Annotated in this window: 23 protein-coding genes; 12 read left to right on the top strand and 11 right to left on the bottom strand. The window is 66.6% G+C overall.

Annotated features, from left to right (window positions below):
* Nucleotides 1-31: 31 nt before the first annotated feature.
* Nucleotides 32-895 carry a 3-hydroxyacyl-CoA dehydrogenase family protein gene (locus ACFORO_RS14515; RefSeq protein ID WP_354739135.1) on the bottom strand — a complete coding sequence of 288 codons (864 nt, stop codon included), beginning with the start codon at nt 893-895 and terminating at the stop codon, nt 32-34.
* A gap of 101 nt (nt 896-996) precedes the next feature.
* Here ACFORO_RS14515 and ACFORO_RS14520 point away from each other — a divergent pair, with 101 nt between their 5' ends.
* Nucleotides 997-1407: a hypothetical protein gene (locus ACFORO_RS14520; RefSeq protein WP_377875025.1), complete on the top strand. Its 411-nt coding sequence runs from the start codon at nt 997-999 to the stop codon at nt 1405-1407.
* On the opposite strand, the gene ACFORO_RS14525 is transcribed toward ACFORO_RS14520, so the two are convergent.
* The 3 genes from ACFORO_RS14525 to ACFORO_RS14535 all read right to left on the bottom strand — a co-directional run bounded on the left by ACFORO_RS14525 (nt 1391) and on the right by ACFORO_RS14535 (nt 3777).
* The gene (locus ACFORO_RS14525) at nt 1391-2296 is read right to left on the bottom strand and encodes a carboxymuconolactone decarboxylase family protein (RefSeq protein WP_377875023.1); all 906 of its coding nucleotides are present in this window, start codon (nt 2294-2296) and stop codon (nt 1391-1393) included. The two genes, ACFORO_RS14520 and ACFORO_RS14525, sit on opposite strands and share 17 nt — an antisense overlap.
* Nucleotide 2297: 1 nt before the next feature.
* Nucleotides 2298-2942, bottom strand: a complete 645-nt coding sequence (locus ACFORO_RS14530) for a TetR/AcrR family transcriptional regulator (RefSeq protein WP_377875021.1) — start codon at nt 2940-2942, stop codon at nt 2298-2300.
* Nucleotides 2943-3033: 91 nt separating this feature from the next.
* Entirely contained in the window at nt 3034-3777 is a 744-nt protein-coding gene (locus ACFORO_RS14535) for an SDR family oxidoreductase (RefSeq protein ID WP_377875019.1), read from the bottom strand.
* A gap of 92 nt (nt 3778-3869) precedes the next feature.
* Here ACFORO_RS14535 and ACFORO_RS14540 point away from each other — a divergent pair, with 92 nt between their 5' ends.
* Nucleotides 3870-4490, top strand: coding sequence for a TetR/AcrR family transcriptional regulator (locus tag ACFORO_RS14540; protein WP_377875017.1), 621 nt, complete (start codon nt 3870-3872; stop codon nt 4488-4490).
* Here the strand turns inward: ACFORO_RS14540 and ACFORO_RS14545 are convergent.
* The gene (locus ACFORO_RS14545) at nt 4475-4999 is read right to left on the bottom strand and encodes a TetR/AcrR family transcriptional regulator (protein ID WP_377875015.1); all 525 of its coding nucleotides are present in this window, start codon (nt 4997-4999) and stop codon (nt 4475-4477) included. The genes ACFORO_RS14540 and ACFORO_RS14545 overlap by 16 nt on opposite strands.
* Nucleotides 5000-5042: 43 nt before the next feature.
* On the opposite strand from ACFORO_RS14545, the gene ACFORO_RS14550 reads away from it, so the two are divergent.
* Nucleotides 5043-6377, top strand: a complete 1335-nt coding sequence (locus ACFORO_RS14550) for an SDR family NAD(P)-dependent oxidoreductase (RefSeq protein ID WP_377875013.1) — start codon at nt 5043-5045, stop codon at nt 6375-6377.
* 226 nt (nt 6378-6603) lie between these two features.
* Here ACFORO_RS14550 and ACFORO_RS14555 read toward each other — a convergent pair whose 3' ends face one another.
* Both ACFORO_RS14555 and ACFORO_RS14560 read right to left on the bottom strand, forming a co-directional pair.
* Nucleotides 6604-7701 carry a C40 family peptidase gene (locus ACFORO_RS14555; protein ID WP_377875175.1) on the bottom strand — a complete coding sequence of 366 codons (1098 nt, stop codon included), beginning with the start codon at nt 7699-7701 and terminating at the stop codon, nt 6604-6606.
* 875 nt (nt 7702-8576) lie between these two features.
* Nucleotides 8577-9524: a nucleoside hydrolase gene (locus ACFORO_RS14560; RefSeq protein WP_377875011.1), complete on the bottom strand. Its 948-nt coding sequence runs from the start codon at nt 9522-9524 to the stop codon at nt 8577-8579.
* A 52-nt stretch (nt 9525-9576) separates the two neighbouring features.
* On the opposite strand from ACFORO_RS14560, the gene ACFORO_RS14565 reads away from it, so the two are divergent.
* Nucleotides 9577-10332, top strand: a complete 756-nt coding sequence (locus tag ACFORO_RS14565; protein ID WP_354739152.1) for an acyltransferase — start codon at nt 9577-9579, stop codon at nt 10330-10332.
* A gap of 65 nt (nt 10333-10397) precedes the next feature.
* Nucleotides 10398-10742, top strand: a complete 345-nt coding sequence (locus tag ACFORO_RS14570; protein WP_377875008.1) for a nuclear transport factor 2 family protein — start codon at nt 10398-10400, stop codon at nt 10740-10742.
* A gap of 95 nt (nt 10743-10837) precedes the next feature.
* Here ACFORO_RS14570 and ACFORO_RS14575 read toward each other — a convergent pair whose 3' ends face one another.
* The 3 genes from ACFORO_RS14575 to ACFORO_RS14585 form a co-directional block, all read right to left on the bottom strand.
* On the bottom strand, nt 10838-11104 hold the full coding sequence (locus ACFORO_RS14575; protein ID WP_377875173.1) for a GrpB family protein: 267 nt from the start codon (nt 11102-11104) through the stop codon (nt 10838-10840).
* A gap of 32 nt (nt 11105-11136) precedes the next feature.
* Complete coding sequence (gene ilvA, locus ACFORO_RS14580; RefSeq protein ID WP_377875006.1) at nt 11137-12393, bottom strand: threonine ammonia-lyase IlvA; 1257 nt, start codon at nt 12391-12393, stop codon at nt 11137-11139.
* Between the two features lie 61 nt (nt 12394-12454).
* Nucleotides 12455-13879, bottom strand: coding sequence for a short-chain fatty acyl-CoA regulator family protein (locus ACFORO_RS14585; protein WP_344285467.1), 1425 nt, complete (start codon nt 13877-13879; stop codon nt 12455-12457).
* A 229-nt stretch (nt 13880-14108) separates the two neighbouring features.
* Here ACFORO_RS14585 and aceA point away from each other — a divergent pair, with 229 nt between their 5' ends.
* From aceA to ACFORO_RS14615, 6 genes are all read left to right on the top strand, one after another.
* Nucleotides 14109-15398, top strand: a complete 1290-nt coding sequence (gene aceA / locus ACFORO_RS14590) for an isocitrate lyase (RefSeq protein ID WP_354739159.1) — start codon at nt 14109-14111, stop codon at nt 15396-15398.
* Nucleotides 15399-15468: 70 nt separating this feature from the next.
* Nucleotides 15469-17073 carry a malate synthase A gene (aceB, locus tag ACFORO_RS14595; RefSeq protein ID WP_377875001.1) on the top strand — a complete coding sequence of 535 codons (1605 nt, stop codon included), beginning with the start codon at nt 15469-15471 and terminating at the stop codon, nt 17071-17073.
* A 916-nt stretch (nt 17074-17989) separates the two neighbouring features.
* Nucleotides 17990-18307, top strand: coding sequence for a DMT family transporter (locus ACFORO_RS14600; protein ID WP_354739163.1), 318 nt, complete (start codon nt 17990-17992; stop codon nt 18305-18307).
* A gap of 34 nt (nt 18308-18341) precedes the next feature.
* On the top strand, nt 18342-18746 hold the full coding sequence (locus ACFORO_RS14605; protein ID WP_377874998.1) for a DMT family transporter: 405 nt from the start codon (nt 18342-18344) through the stop codon (nt 18744-18746).
* A 150-nt stretch (nt 18747-18896) separates the two neighbouring features.
* Nucleotides 18897-19682 (top strand): alpha/beta fold hydrolase, encoded by a 786-nt coding sequence (locus ACFORO_RS14610; RefSeq protein ID WP_377874996.1) that lies wholly within the window; start codon nt 18897-18899, stop codon nt 19680-19682.
* Nucleotides 19683-19915: 233 nt separating this feature from the next.
* Nucleotides 19916-20377: a MarR family winged helix-turn-helix transcriptional regulator gene (locus ACFORO_RS14615; RefSeq protein WP_377874994.1), complete on the top strand. Its 462-nt coding sequence runs from the start codon at nt 19916-19918 to the stop codon at nt 20375-20377.
* A 67-nt stretch (nt 20378-20444) separates the two neighbouring features.
* Here the strand turns inward: ACFORO_RS14615 and ACFORO_RS14620 are convergent, their stop codons facing one another.
* Nucleotides 20445-21698, bottom strand: coding sequence for a glycosyltransferase family 4 protein (locus tag ACFORO_RS14620; RefSeq protein ID WP_377874992.1), 1254 nt, complete (start codon nt 21696-21698; stop codon nt 20445-20447).
* 532 nt (nt 21699-22230) lie between these two features.
* On the opposite strand from ACFORO_RS14620, the gene ACFORO_RS14625 reads away from it, so the two are divergent.
* The gene (locus ACFORO_RS14625) at nt 22231-24045 is read left to right on the top strand and encodes a glycoside hydrolase family 2 protein (RefSeq protein WP_377874990.1); all 1815 of its coding nucleotides are present in this window, start codon (nt 22231-22233) and stop codon (nt 24043-24045) included.
* The last annotated feature ends 497 nt before the right edge of the window (nt 24046-24542 follow it).

Raw genomic sequence — 24542 nt, forward strand, 5'->3', positions numbered from 1 at the left:
GCCCGGATTCCGCTCTCCGGGCCGCCGCGATTCAGCCGTACGAGTAGAACCCCTCGCCGGTCTTGATCCCGAGCTTGCCCGCCTCGACGTACGTGCGCAGCAGGTCCCGCGGCCCGGCGGGCAGGTGCGGATTCTCGTCGGCGTAATGGTTTTCGATGTCCAGCACCACGTCCAGGCCGACCTGGTCCATCATCTGGAACGGCCCGTACGGCAGATGCCAGTTGATCTTGAACATCCCGTCCACGTCCTCGGGCCGGGCGACGCCCTCCGCGACGACGGCGAGCGATTCCCGTTTGATCGCCGCCCACACGCGGTTGAAAATGAACCCGACGCTTTCCTTTCGCGCCTCGAACGGATGAATGCCGAATTCCGGCAACACCCCGAGCAGCGTGTCGAGCACGGTCCGGCCGGTTTCGCCGTCGGACATGAGGTCGACCGCGTTCGCCGTCGGCGGCATGTAGAAGTGGATGTTGCACAGCCGCGATTTGTCGCGCACTTTCTCGGCCATCATCCGCGACGGGTACGACGACGAGTTCGTGGCGAAGATGGTGTCGGCGGGCGCGGCCTCGTCGATTTGGCCCCACAGCGGGATTTTGATGTCCAGCCGCTCCGGCACCGCCTCGACGACGAGCCACGCGTCTCGCAGGGCGTCCTCGATCGACGCGGCGTCCTCGACCTGGCCGATCTCGCCGCTGCCGCGCTTTTCGAGCAGGACGGGCAACGCCTCCGCCACGTATTCCGCCGCCGCCGCGACCTGTTCGGCGCTCGGGTCGCTGATCCGCACGGTTCCGCCGCGCGAGGCGAACATCAGCGCGATGCGCCTGCCCAGCGTCCCGGCGCCGAAGACGGTGACCGGCCGGTCGCGGATCTGGTCGAATGTGTACGCGTACGGCATGGCGGGCTCACCTTTCGATCTTGAGCCAAGAAGACCATCCGTCCTCGCCCGCCGCAATTCCGCGGCCACTGGTGGGGGACCGGCTCGCGTAGAATGCGGCGGTGGTCGATGTTCGCGAGGTTCGCCGTCTCTGTTACGGCTTCGCCCGTCGTACCGGCGGAACCCTCGCCGAATTCCGCGTCCCGGACGTCACGCCGAACTTCTGGCAAGCCGTCGTCGAGTACCCCGACCGCACGGTCTCGGTCGTCGCCGCCAACGACGCGCCGGTGCTCGCGCTCGCCCGGCCCCGCTCGCCCGACTTCGCGCCGTCCCGGGAATGGGGTCCGCTGGAGTTCGTCGACGAGCCGGAACTGGCCGCCGTGCTAGCGGAAACGGAGCAGTTCCGGGTGCTCGCGCCAGCCGACCTCGAACGTTCCTTCAAGGCCGAAGACTGGCCGCACCTCACCCGGTCCGACATCGCGTACTGGAAACCGGCGACCGTCGGTGAAGCTCTGTTCAATTACTGGGACTGACCTCCCGGACTCCGGACAGCGGGAAGGTGCCGCCGCCGGAAATCGTGACGGAACCGGTGAAGACGTCCCCGTCGACTGTGCCGGTCACGCTCACCTCGAAGCGCACCGGATCAGTCACCAGCGCGGTGAAGGCGATTTCCCGGCCGTCGACCGTTCCGGACACGATGGGGACCGTGACGTTCAGCTGGGAGTCGAAAATGGAACCGGACACCGCGGCGCCGTCGGCCGCGAGGTCGAGAAGCAGGTCTTTGCTCCCGGCCGGGTGAACGAACGTGACCTTCCAGGTGCCGTCCGGACCGGTTTTCCCGCTGGCGGTCCGGGAAACCTGCGCCGGGCGGGCCACCGGAACCGGAGGCTCGCCGAGCGCGGGTTGTCCGGGCTTCACCGGAACGCCCGCGGAATTCAGGAACCCCGCCATCATCCGGTAATAGCCGACGAGGAACAGGATCTCGATGATCTCGGCATGGTCGCGGGTCGCGGCGAGAGCCGTCCAGGTTTCTTCGGACACAAAGACATTCGCGCACAGTTCGTCCACGGCACGCAGCACCGCGTCATCCTCGGGCGACCAGCTGGCGTCCGGGTCGGAAAGCGCCTTGATCTCGGCTTCGGTCGCGCCACCACCGAGCGCGGCAGGCGCGTGATTGGCCCATTCGTACGGCGCGTCGCACCGGAGCGCGACGCGGAGGATCGCCAGCTCACGGATCCGCGGATGCAGTTTCCCTTGGCTCAGCAGGAAAGCGCCCAATTTCCCGGACGCCTCCATCACCTCCGGCGCGCGGGCGAGAACCTGGATCACGGTGTCCGCGCCGAGTTTCGCCAGCTTTTGCTGTTCGGGATCCATCTCGTCGAGTTCGAGCGGCGGGATGCGGGGAATCGTCGCGTGCGGCATGTCAGTTTCCTTCCGCGGGCAGGCGATCGAGGGCAGCCTGCGCTTCGTCGAGGCTGAGCTGGGGATGCGAGTGGATGTCGATCAACGCGCGGGCGAGGAGGTTGTCGCCAGCCGGACTGAGGATGTCGACGCCGGCCGCGCGGGAAATGTGCTGGTGCAGCACGGTGATCGACAACGCCATCGCCGCACCGATCGCAGCGCGGACCTTCGGCTCGACCGTCGGCGGATCCGACCGTCGCCGATCAGCCGCGACGAGCCGGTCCGCGCCAGCCTCAACCATCGCGTCGAACAACGGCGCGACCCCGCCTTCGACCAGCGCCCGGACGAGGTAATCCCGATACGGCCCGACGGCGATTCGCGCCGCCGCAACCGGATTCGCCGCGACGCTGGCTTCGGGGTCGGTCAGCTCGGCCAAATCAGCCGGGACCTGGTCGTTGAGCTTGCCGAGGAGCTTTGCCAAGTGCGCGTCGCACGCCTCACGAAGCTCCTGTTTAGACCCGAAGTGGTGCCGTACCAACCCCAAGGACACGCCCGCTTCCACGGCGATGCCCCGGATCGTGGCGCGCTCGAAGCCATGCTCGCCGAAGTGCCGCATCGCCGCGTCGCGGATCCGGGCGCGCGCGGTCAGGTCGTCGGGGTCGGTCATGACGCCGTCACTATACGCATGAACAGCAGGCTATACCCGCGTATAGCCCTAGCGCCAGACGAGGACACCGTTGTCCCCGCACTACTGCTGGTCAGAACTGCTTCTCGCCACCGTCGACGTAAATGTTCGCGCCGAGGATGAAGCTGCTCTGCTCGGAGGCGAGGAACAACACAGCGTCAGCGACCTCGCGCGGCGTCCCCATCCGCCCGAGCGGAACTCGCGCCGTGAAACTCGCCCGAGCCTCGTCGACCTTGTCCGCGCCGACCGCCTTCTCGAGCACCGGCGTGTCGATGGTCCCGGGCGAAACCACGTTGACCCGGATACCGCGCCCCTTCAGCTCGTTGGCCCAAGTGCGAGCGTAGGACCGAAGCGCGGCCTTGGACGCCGAATACGTCCCGAACGCTTCAAGGCCGTCATCCGCCCGGACCGACGAATTCAGAATCACCGACGCACCTTTGTTGAGCAGCGGCAACGCTTTCTGCACTGTAAATAGCGTGCCGCGGACGTTGGTGCCAAAGACCTGGTCGAAGTGCTCCGCGGTCGTCTCTTCCAGGCTCGCGAACGATCCCGCCGCCGCGTTGGCGAACACGACGTCGAGCCCCTTGCCCCGAGCGCGAACCGCGTCGTAAAGCCGATCCAGATCATCCAGGTCAGCGATGTCCCCCGGTACCGCAGTCGCCGCCCCGATGGTCTTCACGGCCGCATCCAGCGCGTCCCGATTCCGTCCAGTGACGAAGACGTACGCCCCCTCAGCCGCGAACCTCTCGGCGGCAGCCAACCCGATCCCGCTGCTTCCACCAGTGACGACCGCCGTCTTGCCCTCGAGCTGCCCCATTTGCCGACCTCCGATTATTTAGGTACCGATCGGTACTGAATGAAACCGTAGCACTTCCGGACCGATCGGTACTGAAGGGCTAGACTGGTGCGGTGCCCACTCAGGACAAGCCGCACATCGGCCGCCCGCGCAGCTTCGACGCCGACGAAGCGCTGCGGCGCGCCATGCTGGTGTTCTGGGAGCAGGGCTACGAAGGAGCCAGCCTGGCCGACCTGACCGGGGCCATGGGCATCACGAAAACCAGCATGTACGCCGCTTTCGGCAACAAAGAGCAGCTGTTCCGCAAGGCTCTAGCCCTTTACGACGAGGGTCCAGCCTCCTACGGCCCACGAGCCTGGGCGGAGCCAACCGCCGCCAAGGTAGCCGCCGCGATCCTCAACGGCGCCGTCCGAGCAACGACCGACCCCGACTGTCCACCCGGATGCCTAGGCGTCCAGGGCTCGCTGGCAGCGGGCGAACTAGGCCTCCCCGCGCGCGAATTGCTGGTCGAATGGCGAAATGCCGCCCGTCGAGCCCTGGAGAAACGCTTCCAGCGAGCCGTAGACGAACACGATCTACCCCCGTCCGCCGACCCGGCCCGGCTCGCTCGCTACGTCATGACAGTCGCGTTCGGCATCGCCGTAGAAGCAGCCAGCGGCGCGAGCCGGGAAGAGCTGCAGGAAGTCGCCGTCGCGGCCCTTTCCAACTGGCCGGAACTTCAACGACCGCAGTAAAGATCAACCGCGACAGCCATCCGCTCCCGAAACTCGTCGCGGGTTTTCGCGTCGTACTTGATGCCGATCGCCGTGCTGATCAACGTCCCAGTCACGTCGGCAGCCGAGCGACCACCGATCGCCTCGGTAACAAGCGCCCGGAACTGCTTCGGATATTCAGCCGGCAGGTCGCCGAGCAATTCAGGATTCGAGTCGATCAGGACGCCGATCTCCGCAGCCATCGCCCCGACGTAGCGCCCGGCCCAATGATCGAACGCCTCAACCAGCCGCTCCCGCAGCGGTCGCCGCAAATCGGCGAGAGCACTCTGCGCCGCCGAGATGCTGCCGTCAAGCGAATGCCGCACCGTCGCGCGGAACAACTCCGGCTTGGACGAGAAGTAGAAGTACAAGCCAGGACGCGAGATGTCCGCAGCCTTCGCGACGTCGTCCATGGACGCCTTGCGGTACCCGTAGCGCGCGAAAACCTCCAACGCCGAGTCCAGTACGTGCGTGCGCCGATCGCTGCCCATAGTCACACTATACAACTCACGTCTAACCCGTATAGTCGAAAGGGTGCCTCAACCCTCCCGCATCCACGCTGCCTTAGCCGCCACGAGCACCCCCGCCGACGTCGGCGCAGGCCCCAACCGCACGGCCGTCAACGCCGCTAGCGCCGCCACCGCAGACTTGATTCACACAGCCGTCAAGACCACCAGCGCCACCGCCGACGTCGCCACAGACCCGACCCATACGGCCGTCAATGCCGCCGCCACCACCGATGTCGCCGCAGACGTGATCCACGCGACCGTCAAGGCCAGCGTCGCTGCCGATGTCGTCGCAGGCCTGATCCACAGAGCCAGCAATGCCACCGGTGCCGCCGCCGACGTTGGCGCAGGCCTCAACCCAGCGGTCGTCAATGCCACCGCCAACACCGACGTCGCCACAGACCTGATCCGCACGGCCTTCAACGCCACCAGCACCGCCGCCGATGTGGTCGCAGGCCTGGACCTCACCGGCATCCGCGCCGTCGTCACCGGTGCCACATCCGGCCTAGGCCGAGAAACAGCCCGCGCGCTCGCCTCAGCCGGCGCCGACGTCACCCTGGCCGTGCGCAACCCTTCTGCGGGCAAAAACGTAGCCGACGCCATCGCCGCATCCACCGGAAACCACGCCGTCCGCGCCGCGCACCTGGAACTGGCCGACCTCGCCACCGTCGCCCACTTCACCGCCAGTTGGGACGGCCCGCTGCACCTGCTGATCAACAACGCCGGCGTCATGCGCCCAACGCTGGGCCGCACCCCGCTGGGCTGGGAACTGCAGTTCGCGACCAATCACCTAGGCCACTTCGCACTGGCACTGGGCCTGCACGACGCCCTGACCGCCGGCGCGAACGACCGCGGAGCGGCCCGGATCGTCGCAGTGACCTCAGGCGCGCACATGTACTCATCTGTTGTCTTCGATGACATCCACTTTACCCAGCGAGCCTACGACCCCCAACTGGCTTACGGACAGTCGAAAACGGCCAACTCGCTGTTCGCGGTGGAAGCGACCCGCCGATGGGCGGCCGACGGAATCGTCGCCAACGCGGTCAACCCAGGCGGAGTTTCCACTGGCCTGCAACGAGATTTCACCCAAGACATGAAGGATCACCTAGACCGTCTGGAAGCCGCCGGCGTCTTCGCCTACAAGACGATCGAACAAGGCGCAGCCACCACGCTCGTCGCCGCGACCGCCCCAGAATTCGCCCATAACGGTGGCCATTACCTGGACGACGGCAACGAAGCCGAGACAGTCCCCGACGACGCCGACTTGGCGGACAACAGCCACGCCGTCAAACGCTGGGCCCGCGACGAGGCGACCGCGCGGAGACTGTGGGAGGTATCCCTGGATCTGGTCCGCCAACACTGACCGGCTTCCATCAAGCTGTTCGCTCGCATCGCTGGCTCTCCACAGCGGACAAGACATCCGGGGTCGCGGATCTGTAGTTGTCCTTGCGAGCGGTGAACTCTGCACCCAAGGCTTCCTTGACGACGGTCGGACTTACTGGGGCGCAGTGTTGTGCAGAACCAGCTTCATTGCTGGCGTTTCCAGCCCAACCCGTCCGAACCGCCGGTCGCATCGACCGCACTGATGGTCAGGCCGTCGGCCGCCCCGCGCCCGCGTAGTCGTCGCCCGGCTTCCGATACGGATGAACCTGCACCGCCTGCCCAGTCTGCGGCGCGTCGATCATCTGCTGATTCCCGATGTAAAGCCCCACATGATGGATCTTCGTCGTCGGCGCACCGTAGAAGATCAAATCGCCCAATTGGGGTTCGCTCACATGGGCAACGCTGCGGAATTGCGTGTCCGCCGTCCGCATCAGCTTGACGTCGGCGCTCGCATAAGCCGCGGTCGTGAGACCGGAACAGTCAAAACCTGGGTCAGCATCACGGGTCCCGTTGCCGCCCCAGACGTACGGCAGCCCAATCTGGTCAATCGCGAAGTCGACCGCCGTGAGCACTGCCGGATTGGGCGGCTGCTCGTTCTGCCCGACCGTTCCGTAGACATTGGTCGTCGCAAGCGTCCGATGCAGCACCACCGGCGCCGGCTCCAGCGTCGCGACCCCGTTCCACCAGTCCGTCGCCAGATCGCGGCCATTCGCGCAGAGCGCACGTCCAGCCGTGAGCGCTGAATCGTCGATGTTCTGAATGTCAGGCTTCCCGCCAGACGCACTCCGCTGCCACTTGCTCCACACCGCAGGGGAGATCTGCAACGGCCCCGCCGCCCCCGGCGTCGAAACGGTCCTGTGATAGAAGTCGAGAACCTCAACCGTGCCAAGCGGTTTCGCGAGAGTCCCGTTCTCCCTGACTTGATTACCCTGCGCCCGCCCATGATCGCTGGTGACTTTCCCGATCGCGGCGAGAGTGATCCAGGACAGGTGACAATCGGGCTGTTCCTTGCTGAGCGTGACAGTCGCCTGCGCGTACCCGTTCATCGCCCGCAACGGAATGTCGAGCCACTGACTGGTCCGAGACGCCCACGGCCCGAACTCCCCGGCCCGCGGCACCCCAGGCTGAACCGGCACCACCGACGTCGGCGCAGCGGAAGCCGGAGCGGTCTTCGAGGTAACCGGAGCCACCGACGATGTCGCCGCGACGTTCCCGGAATTCGCGTCACTGGCCCCGCCCGGCAAAACCTGCACCGCGACGGCCAACGCCGCAACGACCACTACAACCGCCCCCAGCGCGACCACAGCCCGCCGGTTCCGCGCGAGAAAACCCTGCTTCGCGGAAGGCGCGCCCCCTTCGCTGTCCGACGCCTGGAATCCGTCGCCACTAAACGGCGACGCACTGGTCAGCTCAGGTGCCTCGCCATTCAGCGGCGACTCGCTGCCCGGCTCGGGCACGTGGCCTTTCAGTGGCGACTCGCTGCTCGGCTCGGGCACGTGGCCGCTCAGTGGCGACTCGCTGCTCGGCTCAGGTGCGTCGCCGCTCAGCGGCGAGATGCTGGACGGGCCGGGCGCGCCGCCGTTGGATGCCGAGACGCTGGCTGGCTTAGGACCCTCGCCGTTCCGCGGCGACCCGCTCGCCGAGCCGGACACGTCGCCATTGAGCGGCGACTCGCTGGCCAAGTCAGCTGCCTCGCCGCTCAACGGCGATGCACTGGTCGGCTGAGATACGTCGCCACTCAACGGCGAGGCAGCACCCCACTCAGCCATTTCGCCGTTCAGCGGCGAACCAGAGATCGATGCAAATGCCTCGCCGCTCGGCTGCGAAACAGCATCCGATCCGAGGCCGTCGTCACCCAACGGCGAAGCGCTGGCCAACTCAGGCGCATCGCCACCCCGCGACGCCTCATCAGCCAGCCCAGAAGTTTCGCCACTCAGCGGCGACACACTGGTCGACCCACGATTCTCGCCGTCCACCGGTGACGCCTCGCTCACGGACGAACCACCGGTGCCGACTGATTCACCGCCCGCTGGCGACGCCTCGCCCACCGACGTCCCAGCCGATTCGCCACTCACCGGCAACGAAGCCGCACCCCCAGGCTCACCACCGCCCTCACCCGCCACCGCACCAGGCGTGACCTGCGATTCGCGATCCAGCGGCGATCTCCCAGCCCCCTCCATCACTGGCCTCCGGCGAGTCTCGACAACACGAACTCGCGCAGCACATCCAACTCCGTGTCCACCGCCACCTCGACCGGCCGCCCGGTCGCCGCAGTCGGGACCTCCCGCCGGTCGACGATCGTCATGCCTCGGGTCGGGCCGAGACCGGAGTCGACGTCGACCGGGTAAGTCTCCGTGTGCAGGAGGCCCGGCCGGATGGCCTCGGCGACGGCCACCGCGTCGTGCATGACGATGCCTTCGTAGCCGAGCACCTGCCGGTAGTGCGCGAGGTAGTCCGGCGTGAACGAGTCCAGCGCCTGCCCCACCGGTCCGGACGCGGCGAGTTTCGCCAGCCACACGCTGTCGACCGCGCATCGGTGAGTGAGATCGAGGGGGACCATCACGCACGGGACGTCGTCCTCGGCGAGCACGCGCCGCGCCGCGTCCGGGTCGGCCCAGATATTGAATTCGGAGACCGCGGTCGAGTTGCCAAGGGCGAGTGCGCCGCCCATCAGGACGATTCGCGCGATTTTCGAACGCACCCCGGGGTGAGCGGCGAGCAGGGCGGCGATGTTCGTGAGCGGACCGATCGGCGCGATGGTCACCGGTTCGTCCGAGGCTTCGATCAGCGAGACCATCAGGCTGACCGCGTCGGAATCTTCGAGCGGGCGGGTCGCGTCGGGCAGCGAAGCGGCGTGCCCGGAAAGCCCGTCGGAACCGTGGACGGTGCTCGACCGGTGCAGTTCGCGGTAGAGGAGCGGCCGCGAGGCACCCGCGGCGACCGGCACGTCCGAGCGGTCGCACAGCTGCAGCAGCCGTCGCGCGTTCGAAGTCGTCGTGGTCAGCGGCACGTTGCCGAAGACTGTCGTCACGCCCAGCAGGTCGACGTCCGCCGACCTCGCGGCCAACGCGATCGCGAAAGCATCATCGACGCCGGGGTCGGTGTCGATGATCAGCTTGGTTCCCATCGTGCTCCCCTTGCGTGTGGCTGGCCGTCGTCCACAGGTTACGGTCAAAGGCATGACGTCGATGTGGGGTGCGCCCGCGTTGTCGCGCGTGCGCGCCTGGCGGCGGGCCCGGCGGGACCCGCACCAGGCGAAGTTCCTGACGGCCGACTCGCTGCGCTGGGTGCTGCGCAATCGCGCGTACACGCCGTGGTACCTCGTCCGCTACTACCGGCTGCTCAAATTCCGCGTCGCGAACCCGCACATCATCCTGCGCGGCATGCTGTTCCTCGGCAAGAACGTCGAGATCCACTGCCGCCCCGGGTACGGCCGGATGGAGATCGGCCGCTGGGTGCACATCGGCGACGGCAACGCCATCCGCTGTCACGAGGGATCCCTTCGCATCGGCGACAAGTCGGTGTTCGGGCGGCAGAACGTGATCAACTGCTACCTCGACATCGAGCTCGGCGCCGCCACGCTCGTCGCAGACTGGGTGTACATCTGCGACTTCGACCACGTGACCGCGGACATCCACGTGCCGATCAAGGACCAGGGCATCGTCAAGTCGCCGGTCCGGATCGGCCCGGACACGTGGCTCGGCACGAAGGTCAGCGTCCTCAAGGGCACGCGCATCGGCCGCGGCAGCGTCCTCGGCGCGCACGCGGTCGTGCGCGGTGACATCCCGGACTACTCGATCGCGGTCGGTTCACCGGCCCGGGTGGTCCGCAACCGCGAGGACGACTACGCGGCGGATGCGGCCCGGCGCGAGGCCGTCGCCGACATGGCTCGCAAGGCGAACAAGGCACTGCAGAAGACGCTCGGAGACAGCTGACGTAGCGGGGCGGCGTGTCGAGTTCTCCCGCGAAAATAGCCTGACAGCGTCGATAACCTCGGCTTATGAGCGAAGCCCTGCGTCGGCACGTCGCCGCTTTCAACGACCGTGACCTTCGAGGTCTCCTCGACGGCTTCACCGACGACGCCGTCTGGATCACCGGCAGCAGCGTCGTGCGCGGACGCGACGAACTCACCGAGCTTTTCAGCGGTGCGATGGAACAACTTCTCCCGACGTTGACGGTCGAGAACGTTCTCGCGGACGGTGACCAGGTCGCCGCCCAATTGACTGAGCGCCTCACCCACAACGGCGACGACCACGTTTTCGCCATCGCCGGCTTCTATCGGCTGTCCGGAGACCGGATCGCATCGGCGAAGATCTACCGCGAGGGCAGCGCCGAACTCGGCTGACCGGCGTTGCCGTTTTTTGGCGAATCGCTCTGAACTGCGCAAACTCTCCTCCGCGCGGCTCGATTCGCCGATCGACGGCCAGCAACAAACTGTCTTCAACCGTCGCCGCGGCGAGACTGCTCCGACAATGCCCTCGCCACTACGTCGTCGATAAAGGCGGTCTTCGCGGCGGTGTAGGCAGCACGGTCCGTACAGAACCGCTGGGCGAGCGATCGCTTCAGCTTCACGTACGAGTGACCTGTGTCGGAGTGGATGCGCAGGAAGTCCCGGAAGTCGAGTACCCGAGCGAGATTCCCGTTGTCGGCTGCGCAAACGTCGAGGTGGTGCGCTGGAAGGCCGGAGCAGGCGGGGCCTGTCGCCAGTCGGCGGCGAAACCAGAGAAATCAGCGACACCTCAGAGCAAGAAGTGGAACAACGGACTCCCCGGTTCCACCTGCTCCACCTGCAACGGGCTCTTCTCCAACCGCGCCAGCAGTCCCGGCAGGTCCGCGCGTCGCGGGATCTCGACGCCGATCAGCGCCGGACCGATCTCCCGGTTGTTGCGCTTCACATACTCGAACCGCGTGATGTCGTCCTCCGGCCCGAGGATTTCGTCAAGGAACCGCCGGAGCGCACCGGGTTCCTGCGGGAAACTAACGAGGAAGTAGTGCTTCAACCCCTCGTGCATCAGCGAGCGTTCAAGGATTTCGCTGTACCGGCTGACGTCGTTGTTGCCCCCGGACACGATGCACACCACCGTCTGCCCCTGCTCGACCTGCACGCTGGTCCCGAGGGAAGCGGCCGCGAGCGCACCCGCGGGTTCGGCGATGATGCCGTCCGACTGGTACATCGACAGCATCTCCGTGCACACCGCGCCCTCGGCGACGGACGTCAGATCCGCGCCGCTGTCCCGGATCAACGGGAACGTCACCTGGCCGGCCTCGCGCACAGCGGCACCGTCGACGAACGGGTCGACCGCGTCGATCCGCACCGGCTGGCCCGCCTCGACCGCCGCCGCCATGCACATCGCGCCCGCCGGCTCGACGCCGACGACCCGGATGTCCGGATGCCGCTCGCGGACCCACGTCGCGATCCCGGCCAGCAACCCACCGCCGCCAACTGGCACGACTAGGACATCGGGCACGAAGCCGAGCTGCGAAACCACTTCGAGCGCGACAGTGCCCTGACCGGCGACAGTGCGGACGTCGTCGAACGCCGGCACGAGCGTTGCCCCAGTGCGGTGAGCGTCGTCTTTAGCCGCAGCGAAGGCGTCTTCGTACGTCTCGCCAACGACGATGACCTCGATGTGCGCGCCGCCGAGCGCCGCAATGCGCTGACGCTTCTGTCGAGGCGTCGTACCCGGCACGTACACGCGACCGTTCGCCCCTAAACGGCGACACGCGTACGCGACGCCCTGCGCGTGGTTGCCCGCGCTCGCACATACGACACCGCGCGCCCGCGTCGCAGCGTCGAGCTGCACGATGAAGTTGTACGCGCCGCGGATCTTGTACGAGCGCACAGTCTGCTGGTCTTCGCGCTTAAGCCAGACGCGCGCGTCTACGCGGGACGAGAGACGCGCGTTGGGCTCAAGGGGCGTGCGCGTGACCACGCCCGCGAGCCGTTCGGCGGCCTGTTCGACCAGTTCTGCGTTCACCGTGTCGATGTCGTGCACTCGGGTGAATGTACTTCGCACCCGGTGACCACTTACGGGGCACTCACGTCACAGGCTGCGTTCACGTCTTCGGCACCGCCGGGTACGGGACGAAGGTGCTGGTGTTTTCGTCGACCGTGAGCGGTTTGCCGATAGCCGGAAACGCGCGTTGCGAACAAGCGGGCCGGTCGCACACTTTGCACCCCATGCCGATCGGTGTCGCGGCGGCGGGTTCGTCCAGGTCAAGGCCGGTTGAGTAGATCAGCCGGCCGGCGTGCCGCAGCTCGCAGCCGAGACCGACGGTGAATGTCTTGCCCGGGCTGCCGTAGCCGCCGATGTTGCGCGACACCGTCCGCGCGACCCAGAAGTACCGCTTGCCGTCCGGTAGCGCGGCGATCTGCGTGAGGATCTTGCCCGGCGAGGTGAAGGCCTCGTAGATGTTCCACAAGGGGCAAGCGCCGCCGACGCGCGAGAAGTGAAAACCCGCCGCGGACTGGCGTTTCGACATGTTCCCGGCCCGGTCCACGCGCACGAACGAGAACGGCACGCCGCGCTGTTTTGGCCGTTGAAGAGTCGACAGCCGGTGGCAAGTGGTCTCGAAACCGACGCCGAAGTGGTCGCAAAGCCGCTCGATGTCGTACCGGAACTCCTCCGCCGCGGCCAGGAACGGGCTGTACGGCAGGATCAGCGCGCCGGCGAAGTAGTTCGCAAGGCCGACCCGCGCGAGCGTCCGCGCGGCCGGGCCGGAAAATGCCCACGAATCGGCAAGTTCGGTGATCAGGTCGTCGTATTCCAGCAGCGCGATCTGAGACGCCATCCGGAACGCTTGCTGCCCGACCCGCAGGCTCGGCGCCAGCCGCAACACCCGCGTCGCCGGCTCGTACCGGTGCTGTTCACCTGCGGATTCGTTGATGCCCTCGCTCGTCACGTCGACGCCGTAGCGCTGCCACAGCCGTTCCTTGAGCGACCCGAGCACCGCTCCGCGCCGCAGCGGGATCTCGGCGGCCATCCGTTCGGCGCGCTCATCGAGTTCGGCGACGTAGTTCTCCCGCTCGTAGAAGAAGTCGCGGACCTCCTCGTGCGGCAACGGCGCGGCGGCGCTCCCGTGCAGGCCCAGGCCGTTTTCCGTGGTCAGCGCGGCCGTGCTCTCGACCGCGTTGCGGTAGCTGCGGTGCAGTTTGACCAGCGCCTGGGCGATGGACGGCAGGTTGCTGGCCAGGTCGTTCAGTTCGCTCGTGGTCGCTTCGACGCCCACCGCCTCGTCAAGCAGGGCTTCCTTCACATCGGCGACAAGCCGCGACGTGTCGTTGTTGGCGAAAAACTCCGTGTCGACGCCGAACGCCTGCGTGATCCGCAGCAGCACCGGCACCGTCAGCGGGCGCGAATTGTGCTCGATCTGATTGAGGTAACTGGGTGAGATCTCGAGCACACGGGCGAGGTCCGCCTGGCTCATCGACCGGCTTTCGCGCAAATGCCGCAGCCGCGCCCCGGCGAAAGTTTTGTCCATGAGTGCTCCGTCCGGCCGGAAGGTTTCCGGGCCTGAACGATTACGTGAACGATCAAGCCCGCGAATTTTCGCTGCGGTTGCGAACGGCTGATTCGCAACCTTTGCAACATGCTAGGCAATCTTCGCAGAAATTGGCAAATTGGAGCGGTAGACCAGGTTTTCGTGCTCGTGTCAGGGTCGTGACCAGGCAAGGCGAGCAATCGCAAACTTCGCAACACGGGAGAGTCCGATGACCGAGCAGGCCAATCAGCTCGAGCAGGCGGCGGCCGAGCTGGCCGAGCAGTGGAAGACCGACCCCCGCTGGGCGGGTGTCCAGCGGACCTACTCCGCCGCCGACGTGGTGAAGCTTCGCGGTTCGGTCGTCGAAGAGCACACCCTCGCCCGCCGCGGCGCGGAGAAGCTGTGGGAGCTGCTGCACAGCGAGGACTACGTCCACGCGCTGGGCGCCCTCACCGGCAACCAGGCCGTGCAGCAGGTGCGCGCCGGCCTGAAGGCCATCTACCTGTCCGGCTGGCAGGTCGCCGCCGACGCCAACCTCTCCGGCCAGACCTACCCGGACCAGAGCCTCTACCCGGCCAACTCGGTCCCGGCCGTCGTCCGCCGCATCAACAACGCGCTGGGCCGCGCCGACCAGATCAACTGGGCCGAGGGCAACGGCGACATCGACTGGTTCGCCCCGATCGTCGCCGACGCCGAAGCCGGCTTCGGCGGTCCGCTGAACGCGTTCGAGCTGATGAAGGGCATGATCGCGGCCGGTGCCGCGGGCGTGCACTGGGAAGACCAGCTCGCGTCCGAGAAGAAGTGCGGCCACCTCGGCGGCAAGGTCCTCATCCCGACCAAGCAGCACGAGCGCACCCTGAACGCCGCCCGCCTCGCCGCCGACGTGCTGAACGTGCCGTCCCTGGTCGTCGCCCGCACCGACGCGCAGGCCGCGACCCTGCTGACCAGCGACGTCGACGAGCGCGACCAGAAGTACTTGACCGGCGGCCGCACCGCTGAGGGCTTCTACGAGGTCAACAACGGCATCGAGCCGTGCATCGACCGCGGCCTGGCCTACGCGCAGTACGCCGACCTGCTGTGGATGGAGACCTCCACGCCGGACCTCGAGGTCGCCCGCAAGTACGCCGAGGCGATCAAGGCGCAGTACCCGGACCAGATGCTGGCCTACAACTGCTCGCCGTCGTTCAACTGGAAGAAGCACCTCGACGACGACACCATCGCGCGGTTCCAGCGCGAGCTCGGCGCCATGGGCTACAAGTTCCAGTTCATCACGCTGGCCGGCTTCCACGCGCTGAACTACTCGATGTTCGACCTGGCGCACGGCTACGCCCGCGAAGGCATGAGCGCCTACGTCGACCTGCAGGAGCGCGAGTTCGCTTCGGAGGAGCGCGGCTACACCGCGACGAAGCACCAGCGCGAGGTCGGCACCGGCTGGTTCGACCTGGTGTCCACCGCGCTGAACCCGGAGAGCTCGACCACCGCGCTCAAGGGCTCGACCGAAGAAGACCAGTTCCACTGACGCACCCCGCGGGCCGGCGATTCCGGTCGCCGGCCCGCCCCTTCCCTTTCCCCCTTCGCGGAGGTACGAGATGGCTGACACGTTGAACACCCGCATCGAGGTCACCGGGCCCGCCGATGGCCGCTTCGCCGAGATCCTCACCCCGGCAGCACTGGACTTCGTAGCCAAACTCGACAACACCTTCGCCGGACGCCGCCGCGAACTCCTCGACGAGCGCCGCCGCCGTCGCGAACGGCTGCAGTCGGGGGAGGAGCAGCTGGACTTCCTGCCCGAGACGAGGTCGATCCGGGCGGACGAGAGCTGGCACATCGCCCCCACCGCGCCCGGTCTCGAGGACCGGCGCGTGGAGATCACCGGCCCGACCGACCGGAAGATGACGGTCAACGCGCTCAACTCCGGCGCGAAGGTCTGGCTGGCCGACTTCGAGGACGCGACCTCGCCGACCTGGCACAACGTCGTCGACGGCCAACTCAACCTGTTCGACGCCATCCGCCGCAACATCGACTTCACCACCGAAGCGGGCAAGCGCTACACGATCGGCGACGACCCGGCGACGATCGTCGCCCGCCCCCGCGGCTGGCACCTGGTCGAGAAGCACATCCGCATCGATGGCCGCCCGGTTTCGGCGAGCCTCGTGGACTTCGGCCTGTACTTCTTCCACAACGCCCGGCAGCTCCTGGCCCGCGGCAGCGGCCCGTACTTCTACCTGCCGAAGCTGGAAAGCCACCAGGAAGCGCGGCTGTGGAACGACGTGTTCCTGCTGGCGCAGAAGGAACTCGGCATCCCGCGCGGCACGATCCGCGCGACTGTGCTGATCGAGACGATCACCGCGGCGTTCGAGATGGACGAGATCCTCTACGAACTGCGCGAGCACGCGGCGGGCCTGAACGCCGGCCGCTGGGACTACATCTTCAGCGTCATCAAGAACTTCTCCGCGCACGGTGCCGACTTCGTGCTGCCGGACCGCGCCCAGGTGACGATGACGGTTCCCTTCATGCGCGCCTACACCGAACTGCTCGTCAGCACCTGCCACCGTCGCGGGGCGCACGCGATCGGCGGGATGGCGGCGTTCATCCCGAGCAAAGACCCGGTCACTAACGAGAACGCGCTCGAAAAGGTCCGTCAGGACAAGGAACGCGAGGCCGGTGACGGCTTCGACGGTTCGTGGGTCGCGCACCCCGGCCTGGTCCCGGTGTGCCGCGAGGTCTTCGACCGCGTGCTCGGCGGCTGGCCGAACCAGCTCGGCAAGCTGCGCGAAGACGTGACTGTCGACGCTTCGGACCTGCTCGATGTTGCGAGCGCCGGCGGTGAGGTCACCGAAGCGGGCGTGCGAGCGAACATCAACGTCGCCCTCCGCTACATCGACTCCTGGCTGCGCGGCACCGGTGCCGCGGCGATCCACAACCTCATGGAAGACGCCGCGACGGCCGAGATCGCGCGGTGCCAGGTGTGGCAGTGGATCCGCAACGGCACGAAGCTCGAGGACGGCACGGCGCTGACCCACGAGCTGGCCGACGAATTCCTGGACGACGAACTGGCGAAGGTCCGCGCAGACCTCAGCCCGTCGGCCCGTCTCGACGATGCCCGGGCGATCTTCACCGAGACTGCCCTCGGCGAGAAACTGCCGAGCTTCCTCACGACGGTCGCCTACGCCCGCTACCTGACCGAGCGGTGACAAGCTCCGGTCGCCAGTGACCTGACCACCGGCGACCGGTTACCCCGCACCACATTTTGGGATGGTGCTGGGAACGGGTCCGGTGGCGGAGGCTCCCCGCCACCGGACCCGGGTCTTTCCGGACCCGCGCTCTTTCGCCGCTGAGCGGCGAGAGGCGCGGGTTTTCGGTTTCTGCGGAGTTTTCTGACGCTCCGGGCTTGGGCGCTCGGTCTGATGTCGGGGCTTCGCGCTGGGGCGTGGCCTGAGTTTTGCTCACTTCTGGACTTCGCTTGGGGTCGTTCGGTTCGTGCTGGCGGCGCTCGGCTTTCTGGGCGCTCATACGCGGCTCTTTGCTCGATTCCGGGACCAGCAAGCCGAGTCGGCCGTTCGCCCTCGGGCACCTGCTGGTGCTTGCCCGGCGAGTCCCGCTCGTTCTCCGCCCTGTTCACCCCGCTCAGCTCGGACGCGTCCAGCAGCCCGATCCATCCGGCCAGGCGTGCCCCGTCGAACAGCCGCGTTCCGCGAGGGTCTTTGCCGAACCGAACGTCCGATCTGCTTAACCGGTATCCGGGCCCCGACCGCGCCAAGTCAACGCGTTCCGGACGGACGACCCCGTCGAGATCAGACACCTCGCCCCGTCCTGTCGATTGACCTGAACGGGCCGCGCAGAAGTCGCCGATTCCGGCGTCGGTCGCCCGAACTACCGTCGCCGCTCAGTGGCGAATACCTGGTCAACGCCGCTTTTTGAGCAACCAGCGCGCTGCTGGCCACCGCAGCCCGTTCCATCGGCAGCGATCCCGGCACTCCTCCTCCCACCTGCTGATCACCCCTTGCCTATTTGATTCGACATACATATATTGCACATGTAACTACCTGGGGGAGCGTCGCCGGCGAGGGTGCCGAGCAGCTTCCGATCTCACTCTCACCCGGAGAAACTATGCACTGGCTCTACCTCGGCATCGCTGTGTTCTTCGAGATCGCTTTCGCGCTCGGGGCCAACGCAACCGACGGGTTCACCAAGCTGTGGCCGTCGGTGTTCACGCTGGTCATGGCGGCCGGCGGCATCTTTTTCCTCAGCCGCGCCCTGCTGACCATGGACGTCGGCGTCGGCTATGCGATCTGGACTGGTCTCGGCTCGGTCGGCATCGTGCTGCTGGGCGCGCTGATCTTCAAAGAGAAGCTCAACTGGCGCAAGCTCATCGGCTTCGGCCTGGTGGTCTGCGGCATCATCGGCCTTCAGCTGACCGGTGCCTGACTCTCTTCTTCCTGCCCTCGAAAGGATTTCCGTCGTGTCCGTTCAGCCAGAAGCCGCACCAGTCATCGCACCGGAAAAGACGCAGACCAGTCGCCGAGCGTGGGGCATTCTCCTCTTCGCCGGTGTCTGCGAAATCGCGTTCGCCGTCAGCACGGACGGCAGCCGCGGCTTCACCAACCTGCCGTGGTCGATCGCCACCGTGATCACTGCCGCCGCAACGATTTTCACCCTCAGCCTGGCCTTGCGCACCATCGACGTCGGCGTCGGCTACGCGGTCTGGACCGGAATCGGCGCGAGCGGTGCGGCGATCTTCGGCGCGATCATCTTCGGCGAAAGCCTGGGACCGCTGCGGATTCTGTTCCTCGCAGTGATCATCACCGGTGTCATCTGCCTCAAACTCGCCGGCGGCTCAACCGATTCGGCGAAATCCGACGACTGACCGTATCCAGCCCGACGTCCCACTGACACTCGCCAGCGGCCGCCAACCTGCCTAAATCTCGCCACAGGCACAGTAATCACGGCTTTTTCACTACGCTGCACCGGCGCGGCACCACTGCCTGCGACGAACCTGGAGGCCAGTCGAATGCCCATGGCAACGGTCAACGACCGCCCGATCTTCTTCGCCGACACCGGGGGAGACGGACCGGCCTTGTTGCTGGGACACGGCTACTTCCTGGATCACTCAACCTTCTCGCCGCAAGCAGAGATGCTCGCGCCGGAGCAGCGCCTGATCACCTGGGACGCCCGCGGCCACGGACAAACCCCGGACGACGACGCCAGCACGTCATACACCTATTGGGACCAGGCCAAAGACGCACTCGGCCTGCTGGACCACCTCGGCATCGAGCGCGCTGTCGTAGGCGGACTTTCCCAAGGCGGCTTCACGGCGCTACGGATTGCGCTGCTGGCACCCAAGCGGGTCGCAGGATTGGTGCTGTGGGACACCGAAGCAACACCGTGCGACCCAGTCGACAAGGCAGCTTACGGCGGCATGTTCGCAGCCTTGCGCGAATACGGACCAGTTGATGACCTGATCATACCCCTGTCCACGCAACTGCTCGGAGAATCGGCCCTCCGTGGCGAATTATGCGCACGATGGCGTGCCGCTCCCGCGCTGCCGCTAGGCCCGGCCGCGCACTGTCTGCTGGAGCGAGACGACGTCTCGAACCGCCTGAACGAAATCACCTGTCCGACGTTGCTGATGTGGGGCGAGCAGGACGTTTCCCTCCCGCGCGACCGCATGGACCTGCTGAGCGAACGCCTGCCAAACGCTGGCGACGTGCACGTCATCCACGGTGCAACCCACACTCCGACCCTGACTCACCCAGAGCAGGTCAACCCGTTGCTGCAACAGTTCCTGCGGACGTTGGCCTGACCGGTTTCGCCAATCACTCCAAGCCGGACTGTTAACTACGCAGCCGACGATTCGTCCAGGCTGCACTCGACCAGAATGCCCGGCTCTCGCCAGCCCCATGCCGCGCAGCTCAACGGTCTCCCAGCGATGCGAGGCTTGCCGAGCGCTCAATTGCATGCACGCACATGTGCTATACAAGAGGTCTCTGCACCACTTCTCGGTGCTGGACAAGGTTTGCCGGAGAGGTCGTTCGCGTGGCCACCACACCTTCCCCTGGACGCAAGTCAGCAGGGGCGAAACTCACCACCCTCGGCGCGATGTGGCCCCGCATGATGGCCCTTCGCAGCCGCGTCGACCACGAGGTCGAGCAAGCGTTGCAACGGCAGTTGCACCTGGGCTTCTCGGAATTCGTCGCCCTGATGTCGCTGGCCGACCGCCCCGACGGCGAGCTCCGCATGCAGGAACTGGCTGACGCGACGTCGCTCAACCAGAGTTCCGCGACCCGCCTCGTCGGCCGCCTTGAGCGTACCGGTCTGACCGAACGACGTCTCTGCGAATACGACCGCCGCGGCGTCTACACCGGAATCACCGATACCGGACGCGTCACGTTGCGCAAAGCCGTCCCGGTCTACGAAGCTGCCCTGGCGAGCGCCTTCGATCGCGTGGCAGCAGACCCCGACTACCGTGACCTGATCGCCGCCGTCGACCCCCGCTGACAAGTGTCCTGATCAGGGATTCGCCACTGAACGGCGAATCTCGCGAGCCTCCGCCGAGCGGCGCGTCCTACACCTCGAACGCGTTGCCAGTCGCGATCTTCGGCCGCCCCAACTCTACCGGCTCGCCGACACGCGCCCGCCGGTAAACCTCGACGGTCGCCTCAGCGATCCGCCCCCAATCGAAGTCCGCGCCGAGCCGAGCCTGCGCCGCACGCGCCCGCCGGGTCGCGGCCGGAACGTCGCTCAAGACAGTCGTCACGGACGAGGCGAGCCCGGAGACATCACCCGGCGCGAACGCCAGACCGGTCTCCCCATCGATGACAACCTCGCCGAGCCCGCCTGCGGTCGACGCCACCAACGGTGCCTTCGCGGCCGCGGCTTCCAGCGCAACGATCCCGAACGGCTCGTACCGGCTCGGCAGCACGACCGCGTCGGCAGCGGCCAGGAGAGCACGCAGGTCGCGGTCGGAGAGATGACCGACGAAGTCCACCGCCCGGCGAATCCGCAGCTTGCGCGCCTGCGCGACGAGTTCGTCGTGATGTCGCCCTTTCCCGGCAACGACCACTCGCGTCCCGGGGAACTGACGGCGGATCCGGGGTAGCGCGGCCAGCAGGTCTTGCACGCCCTTTTCCCACTCCAGCCGACCGAAGAACAGCAGGAACGGAGCACCGTCTGGACTGTGCTGCGCCCGCATCCTCGCGACTTCGCCGGACGAGACGCGCCAGCTGCGTCCCTCGATGCCGTTGTGGATCACCGCGACGTCGGCCGGGTCGATTTCGAAGAGGTGCGCGACCTCTTTGCGCATAGCCTGCGAACAGGTGATCACCGCGTCTGCGCGATTGGCCAGCCACCATTCGACCGAATGCACCTGCTGGTTGAGCGGATGGGACAGCCAGCCCGAATGCCGGCCCGCTTCGGTCGCATGGATCGTCCCGACCAGCGGCACCCGAGCAGCCTCCGCGACAGCAATCGCCGGATGCGTGACCAGCCAATCGTGGGCATGGACGACGTCGGGTTGCCACGTGCGGAGCAAATCCTGCGCCGCCCGGATCATGGCGTGGCCCATGGCGAGCGTCCATGCGACGAGATCCCGCTCGAAGGTCAGGTGCATCGGATCCTCGGCGACGCGGACGACCCGGACCCCCTCGATGACCCGATCGCTGCGCGGATGCGTCGACGCGTCGGTGCCCGCGGTGTGCCGACAGAGGACGACTACCTCGTGGCCCTGCAGCGCGAGGTGCCGCGCCAGCGCGTGAACGTGCCGGGCCAGGCCGCCGATAACCACCGGCGGATACTCCCAGGACAACATCAGCACGCGCATGGCCCGAGGTTACTCGCCAGTCGCTTACCCTGGGGCGGCCGCCCGAACGACCGCCGGAAAGCCGCGTCGACACCCGGCTGAATAGTGCCCGAGCAGTGGAGAATCCGCTGGTCAGAGCGTTTCGCCAAAAAACGGCAACAACCTCTAATCGGCCGGTTGGCCAGCCCGCGACGACAGTATCCGCGCAGCTCAGCACTGCTGTTCCAAGCATGTAACGACCGCCAAGCCGATGAACGAGTTCCTATCGCAGTCACCTGCTGAGACTGCAGCCTTCACCCGCTGCTGGCACCCGTTGCTACCTCGCGCTGAAGCGGGCTCGCCAGCGGCTGACCAGCTATTAGCCACTGAACGGCGAAACGGTCGTCGACACCAGCTCCACGATGTCGTCGCAGGAGGCTCCGCCGAGGACCAGCCATCAGCCGCCGACCGTCGGCAGTCGACGATGGCTCATCGATCAGGACCCGTTCACCGGCTGCCCGAGCATCCCTCAAGCCATGCCGCAGATCGCGATTCTCTGCCACCATGATCGGTGATGACTCCAACAGAGCCCGAATGGCAGCGCGCGGATCCGCCGCTGACCACACCGTGGACCGACCGAGTCGACCCGGCCGCGGTGCTGCCCGAGTACCCGCGTCCCCAGCTGCGCCGACCGGAATGGCTGAACCTCAACGGCATCTGGGAGTACGCGGGCTGGCCTGCTTCGCCCACGGAGCCGCGGCCCGTCGGCTACAGCGAACGCATCCTGGTTCCCTTCGCGCCGGAATCCGCGCTCTCCGGAATCGGCCGACGCGACGAAGTGCTGTGGTACCGGCGGCTGTTCGAGGTTCCGGAAAGCTGGAGCGGGCGACGGGTGTTGCTGCATTTCGGTGCAGTCGACCAGAAAGCCGAAGTGCGGGTCAACAACCAGACGGTGGTCACCCATGAGGGCGGGTACACGTCGTTCTCAGCGGACATCACGGATGCGCTCCGTGCATCAGGACCGCAGGAAATTACCGTTCGCGCAGAGGACCGTACGGACATCGAGCCGTACCCGATCGGCAAGCAGCGCAACGAACCTGGCGGTATCTGCTACACACCGACGTCGGGAATCTGGCAGACCGTGTGGGTCGAGCCGGCGCCGAACGAGCACATTTCCGGCCTCGAAGTCACTTCGGACCTGTCTGGTGTCTCGGTGTTTCCGCAGGTCGCTGGTGGCACTCAAGTGGAGTTGATCGTTTCGCCGCAAAACGGCGACGAGGCGGCGCGCGTTCGGGGCACTGCCGGCGCACGGCTGCGGGCCGACCTTCCAGAACCTCATCCGTGGTCTCCGGATGATCCGTTTCTCTATGACATCACTGTCCGCCTTCTGGACGCGCAGGGTGATGTCCTGGACGAGGTCGCCAGTTACTGCGGCCTGCGAACGGTAGAAATCGTCCCGGATGTCGACGGACGGCCACGGATCGCGTTGAACGGCCGGATCACCTTCCTGCACGGACCACTCGACCAGGGCTACTGGCCGGATGGCGGTTACACAGCTCCGACGGACGAGGCGCTCAGGTTCGATCTCGAGAAGACGAAGGAACTCGGGTTCAACCTGGTTCGCAAGCACGTCAAGGTCGAGCCCGCGCGCTGGTATTACTGGGCGGACCGGCTGGGTTTGGCTGTCTGGCAGGACATGCCGTCGCTGGTCGTCTCGTTCGCTGGCCCGCCCGGGCACGCGCCGGATCCGTTGCCCGAAGGACAACGGCGATTCGAGACCGAGCTGCGGGAAATGGTCGCGCAGCTGCGCAATGTCACGTCGATCGTCGCCTGGGTGCCGTTCAACGAAGGCTGGGGAGAATTCGATACGGCCCGGATAGCGGCGCTCGTGAAGGACCTCGACCCGACCCGGCTGGTGATCGCCAACAGCGGCGTGAACTGTTGCTTCTCCCGCCCGGACACCGGGGCCGGCGACATCTACGACGACCACACGTATGTCGGGCCGGGGGAGCCGCGTGAGGGGGACCATCGCGCATTAGCGGACGGCGAATACGGCGGCCTGGGCTTAGTCCTAGAAGACCACATTTGGCCAGGCCAGCCCAATGCCTACGAAATGACGACCGATTCGGCACACCTCACTCGCCGGTACGCGGAGGTGAGCGAACGCCTCGAAGGGTTGGTTTCCGAGCTGGGATTGTCCGGCGCGATCTACACTCAGACCACTGATGTGGAGAACGAAGTGAACGGCCTCCTCACCTACGACCGCCGAGTGCAGAAGCTCGACTTCGCCGACGCTGCGAACCACAACCGAGCGGTGATCGCGCGTGGTTCGTACCCCGAGGTGCAGACCGCTGCCGAGTTGGCTGACGAGGCTCCGAACAGCCGTTGACCTGCGATTCGCCACTGAGCGGCAACACAAGATATGCAGCCCTGCACAGGGGCTGTGGCCTGGGGGGCAAACCAGGCCACCTTGCGGTTCGCCGCTCACCGGCGACGAACTGGCTGACGGCATATCGAGGGTGACGTGATGCCGCCCGGAGCTGAGGTGCTGCTTCGTGCCCTCGCCGGCCAGCGGCTACAGCGCTGCGGCGACCCAGTGGTGCCGAATTTGCCTGTGAACGGCGACGGCATCGGGGTGCCCGGCGTCCCCAAGGCTGACTTTGCTGCGCCTGGCGAAGACGATCCGTGGCGGCTTAGGTCGTTGGTCGGCAGTTGTCGATGAGAGGCGATAACTGCCGCGGGCGAGCAGGCGTGAGGAACGCCAGACCTTTCGCCACTGAACGGCAACGGCACAAGTCAACGGCCAGCGGTATCTCCTCCGCAGAACCCGGCTGACGCGGCGCTGGCAGTCAGTTGCCGAAAAACGGCGAATGCTCTCCGGCCAGG

The sequence above is a fragment of the Amycolatopsis halotolerans genome (assembly GCF_042647905.1).
GTDB lineage: Bacteria > Actinomycetota > Actinomycetes > Mycobacteriales > Pseudonocardiaceae > Amycolatopsis > Amycolatopsis halotolerans.

What these genes read in the sequence shown, in the direction of transcription:
- ACFORO_RS14515 (WP_354739135.1), bottom strand. Translation starts at nt 895, where the DNA reads ATGCCGTACGCGTACACATTCGACCAGATCCGCGACCGGCCGGTCACC.
- ACFORO_RS14525 (WP_377875023.1), bottom strand. Translation starts at nt 2,296, where the DNA reads ATGCCGCACGCGACGATTCCCCGCATCCCGCCGCTCGAACTCGACGAG.
- ACFORO_RS14530 (WP_377875021.1), bottom strand. Translation starts at nt 2,942, where the DNA reads ATGACCGACCCCGACGACCTGACCGCGCGCGCCCGGATCCGCGACGCG.
- ACFORO_RS14535 (WP_377875019.1), bottom strand. Translation starts at nt 3,777, where the DNA reads ATGGGGCAGCTCGAGGGCAAGACGGCGGTCGTCACTGGTGGAAGCAGC.
- ACFORO_RS14545 (WP_377875015.1), bottom strand. Translation starts at nt 4,999, where the DNA reads ATGGGCAGCGATCGGCGCACGCACGTACTGGACTCGGCGTTGGAGGTT.
- ACFORO_RS14560 (WP_377875011.1), bottom strand. Translation starts at nt 9,524, where the DNA reads ATGGGAACCAAGCTGATCATCGACACCGACCCCGGCGTCGATGATGCT.
- ACFORO_RS14565 (WP_354739152.1), top strand. Translation starts at nt 9,577, where the DNA reads ATGACGTCGATGTGGGGTGCGCCCGCGTTGTCGCGCGTGCGCGCCTGG.
- ACFORO_RS14570 (WP_377875008.1), top strand. Translation starts at nt 10,398, where the DNA reads ATGAGCGAAGCCCTGCGTCGGCACGTCGCCGCTTTCAACGACCGTGAC.
- ACFORO_RS14585 (WP_344285467.1), bottom strand. Translation starts at nt 13,879, where the DNA reads ATGGACAAAACTTTCGCCGGGGCGCGGCTGCGGCATTTGCGCGAAAGC.
- aceA (WP_354739159.1), top strand. Translation starts at nt 14,109, where the DNA reads ATGACCGAGCAGGCCAATCAGCTCGAGCAGGCGGCGGCCGAGCTGGCC.
- aceB (WP_377875001.1), top strand. Translation starts at nt 15,469, where the DNA reads ATGGCTGACACGTTGAACACCCGCATCGAGGTCACCGGGCCCGCCGAT.
- ACFORO_RS14600 (WP_354739163.1), top strand. Translation starts at nt 17,990, where the DNA reads ATGCACTGGCTCTACCTCGGCATCGCTGTGTTCTTCGAGATCGCTTTC.
- ACFORO_RS14610 (WP_377874996.1), top strand. Translation starts at nt 18,897, where the DNA reads ATGGCAACGGTCAACGACCGCCCGATCTTCTTCGCCGACACCGGGGGA.
- ACFORO_RS14620 (WP_377874992.1), bottom strand. Translation starts at nt 21,698, where the DNA reads ATGCGCGTGCTGATGTTGTCCTGGGAGTATCCGCCGGTGGTTATCGGC.
- ACFORO_RS14625 (WP_377874990.1), top strand. Translation starts at nt 22,231, where the DNA reads ATGACTCCAACAGAGCCCGAATGGCAGCGCGCGGATCCGCCGCTGACC.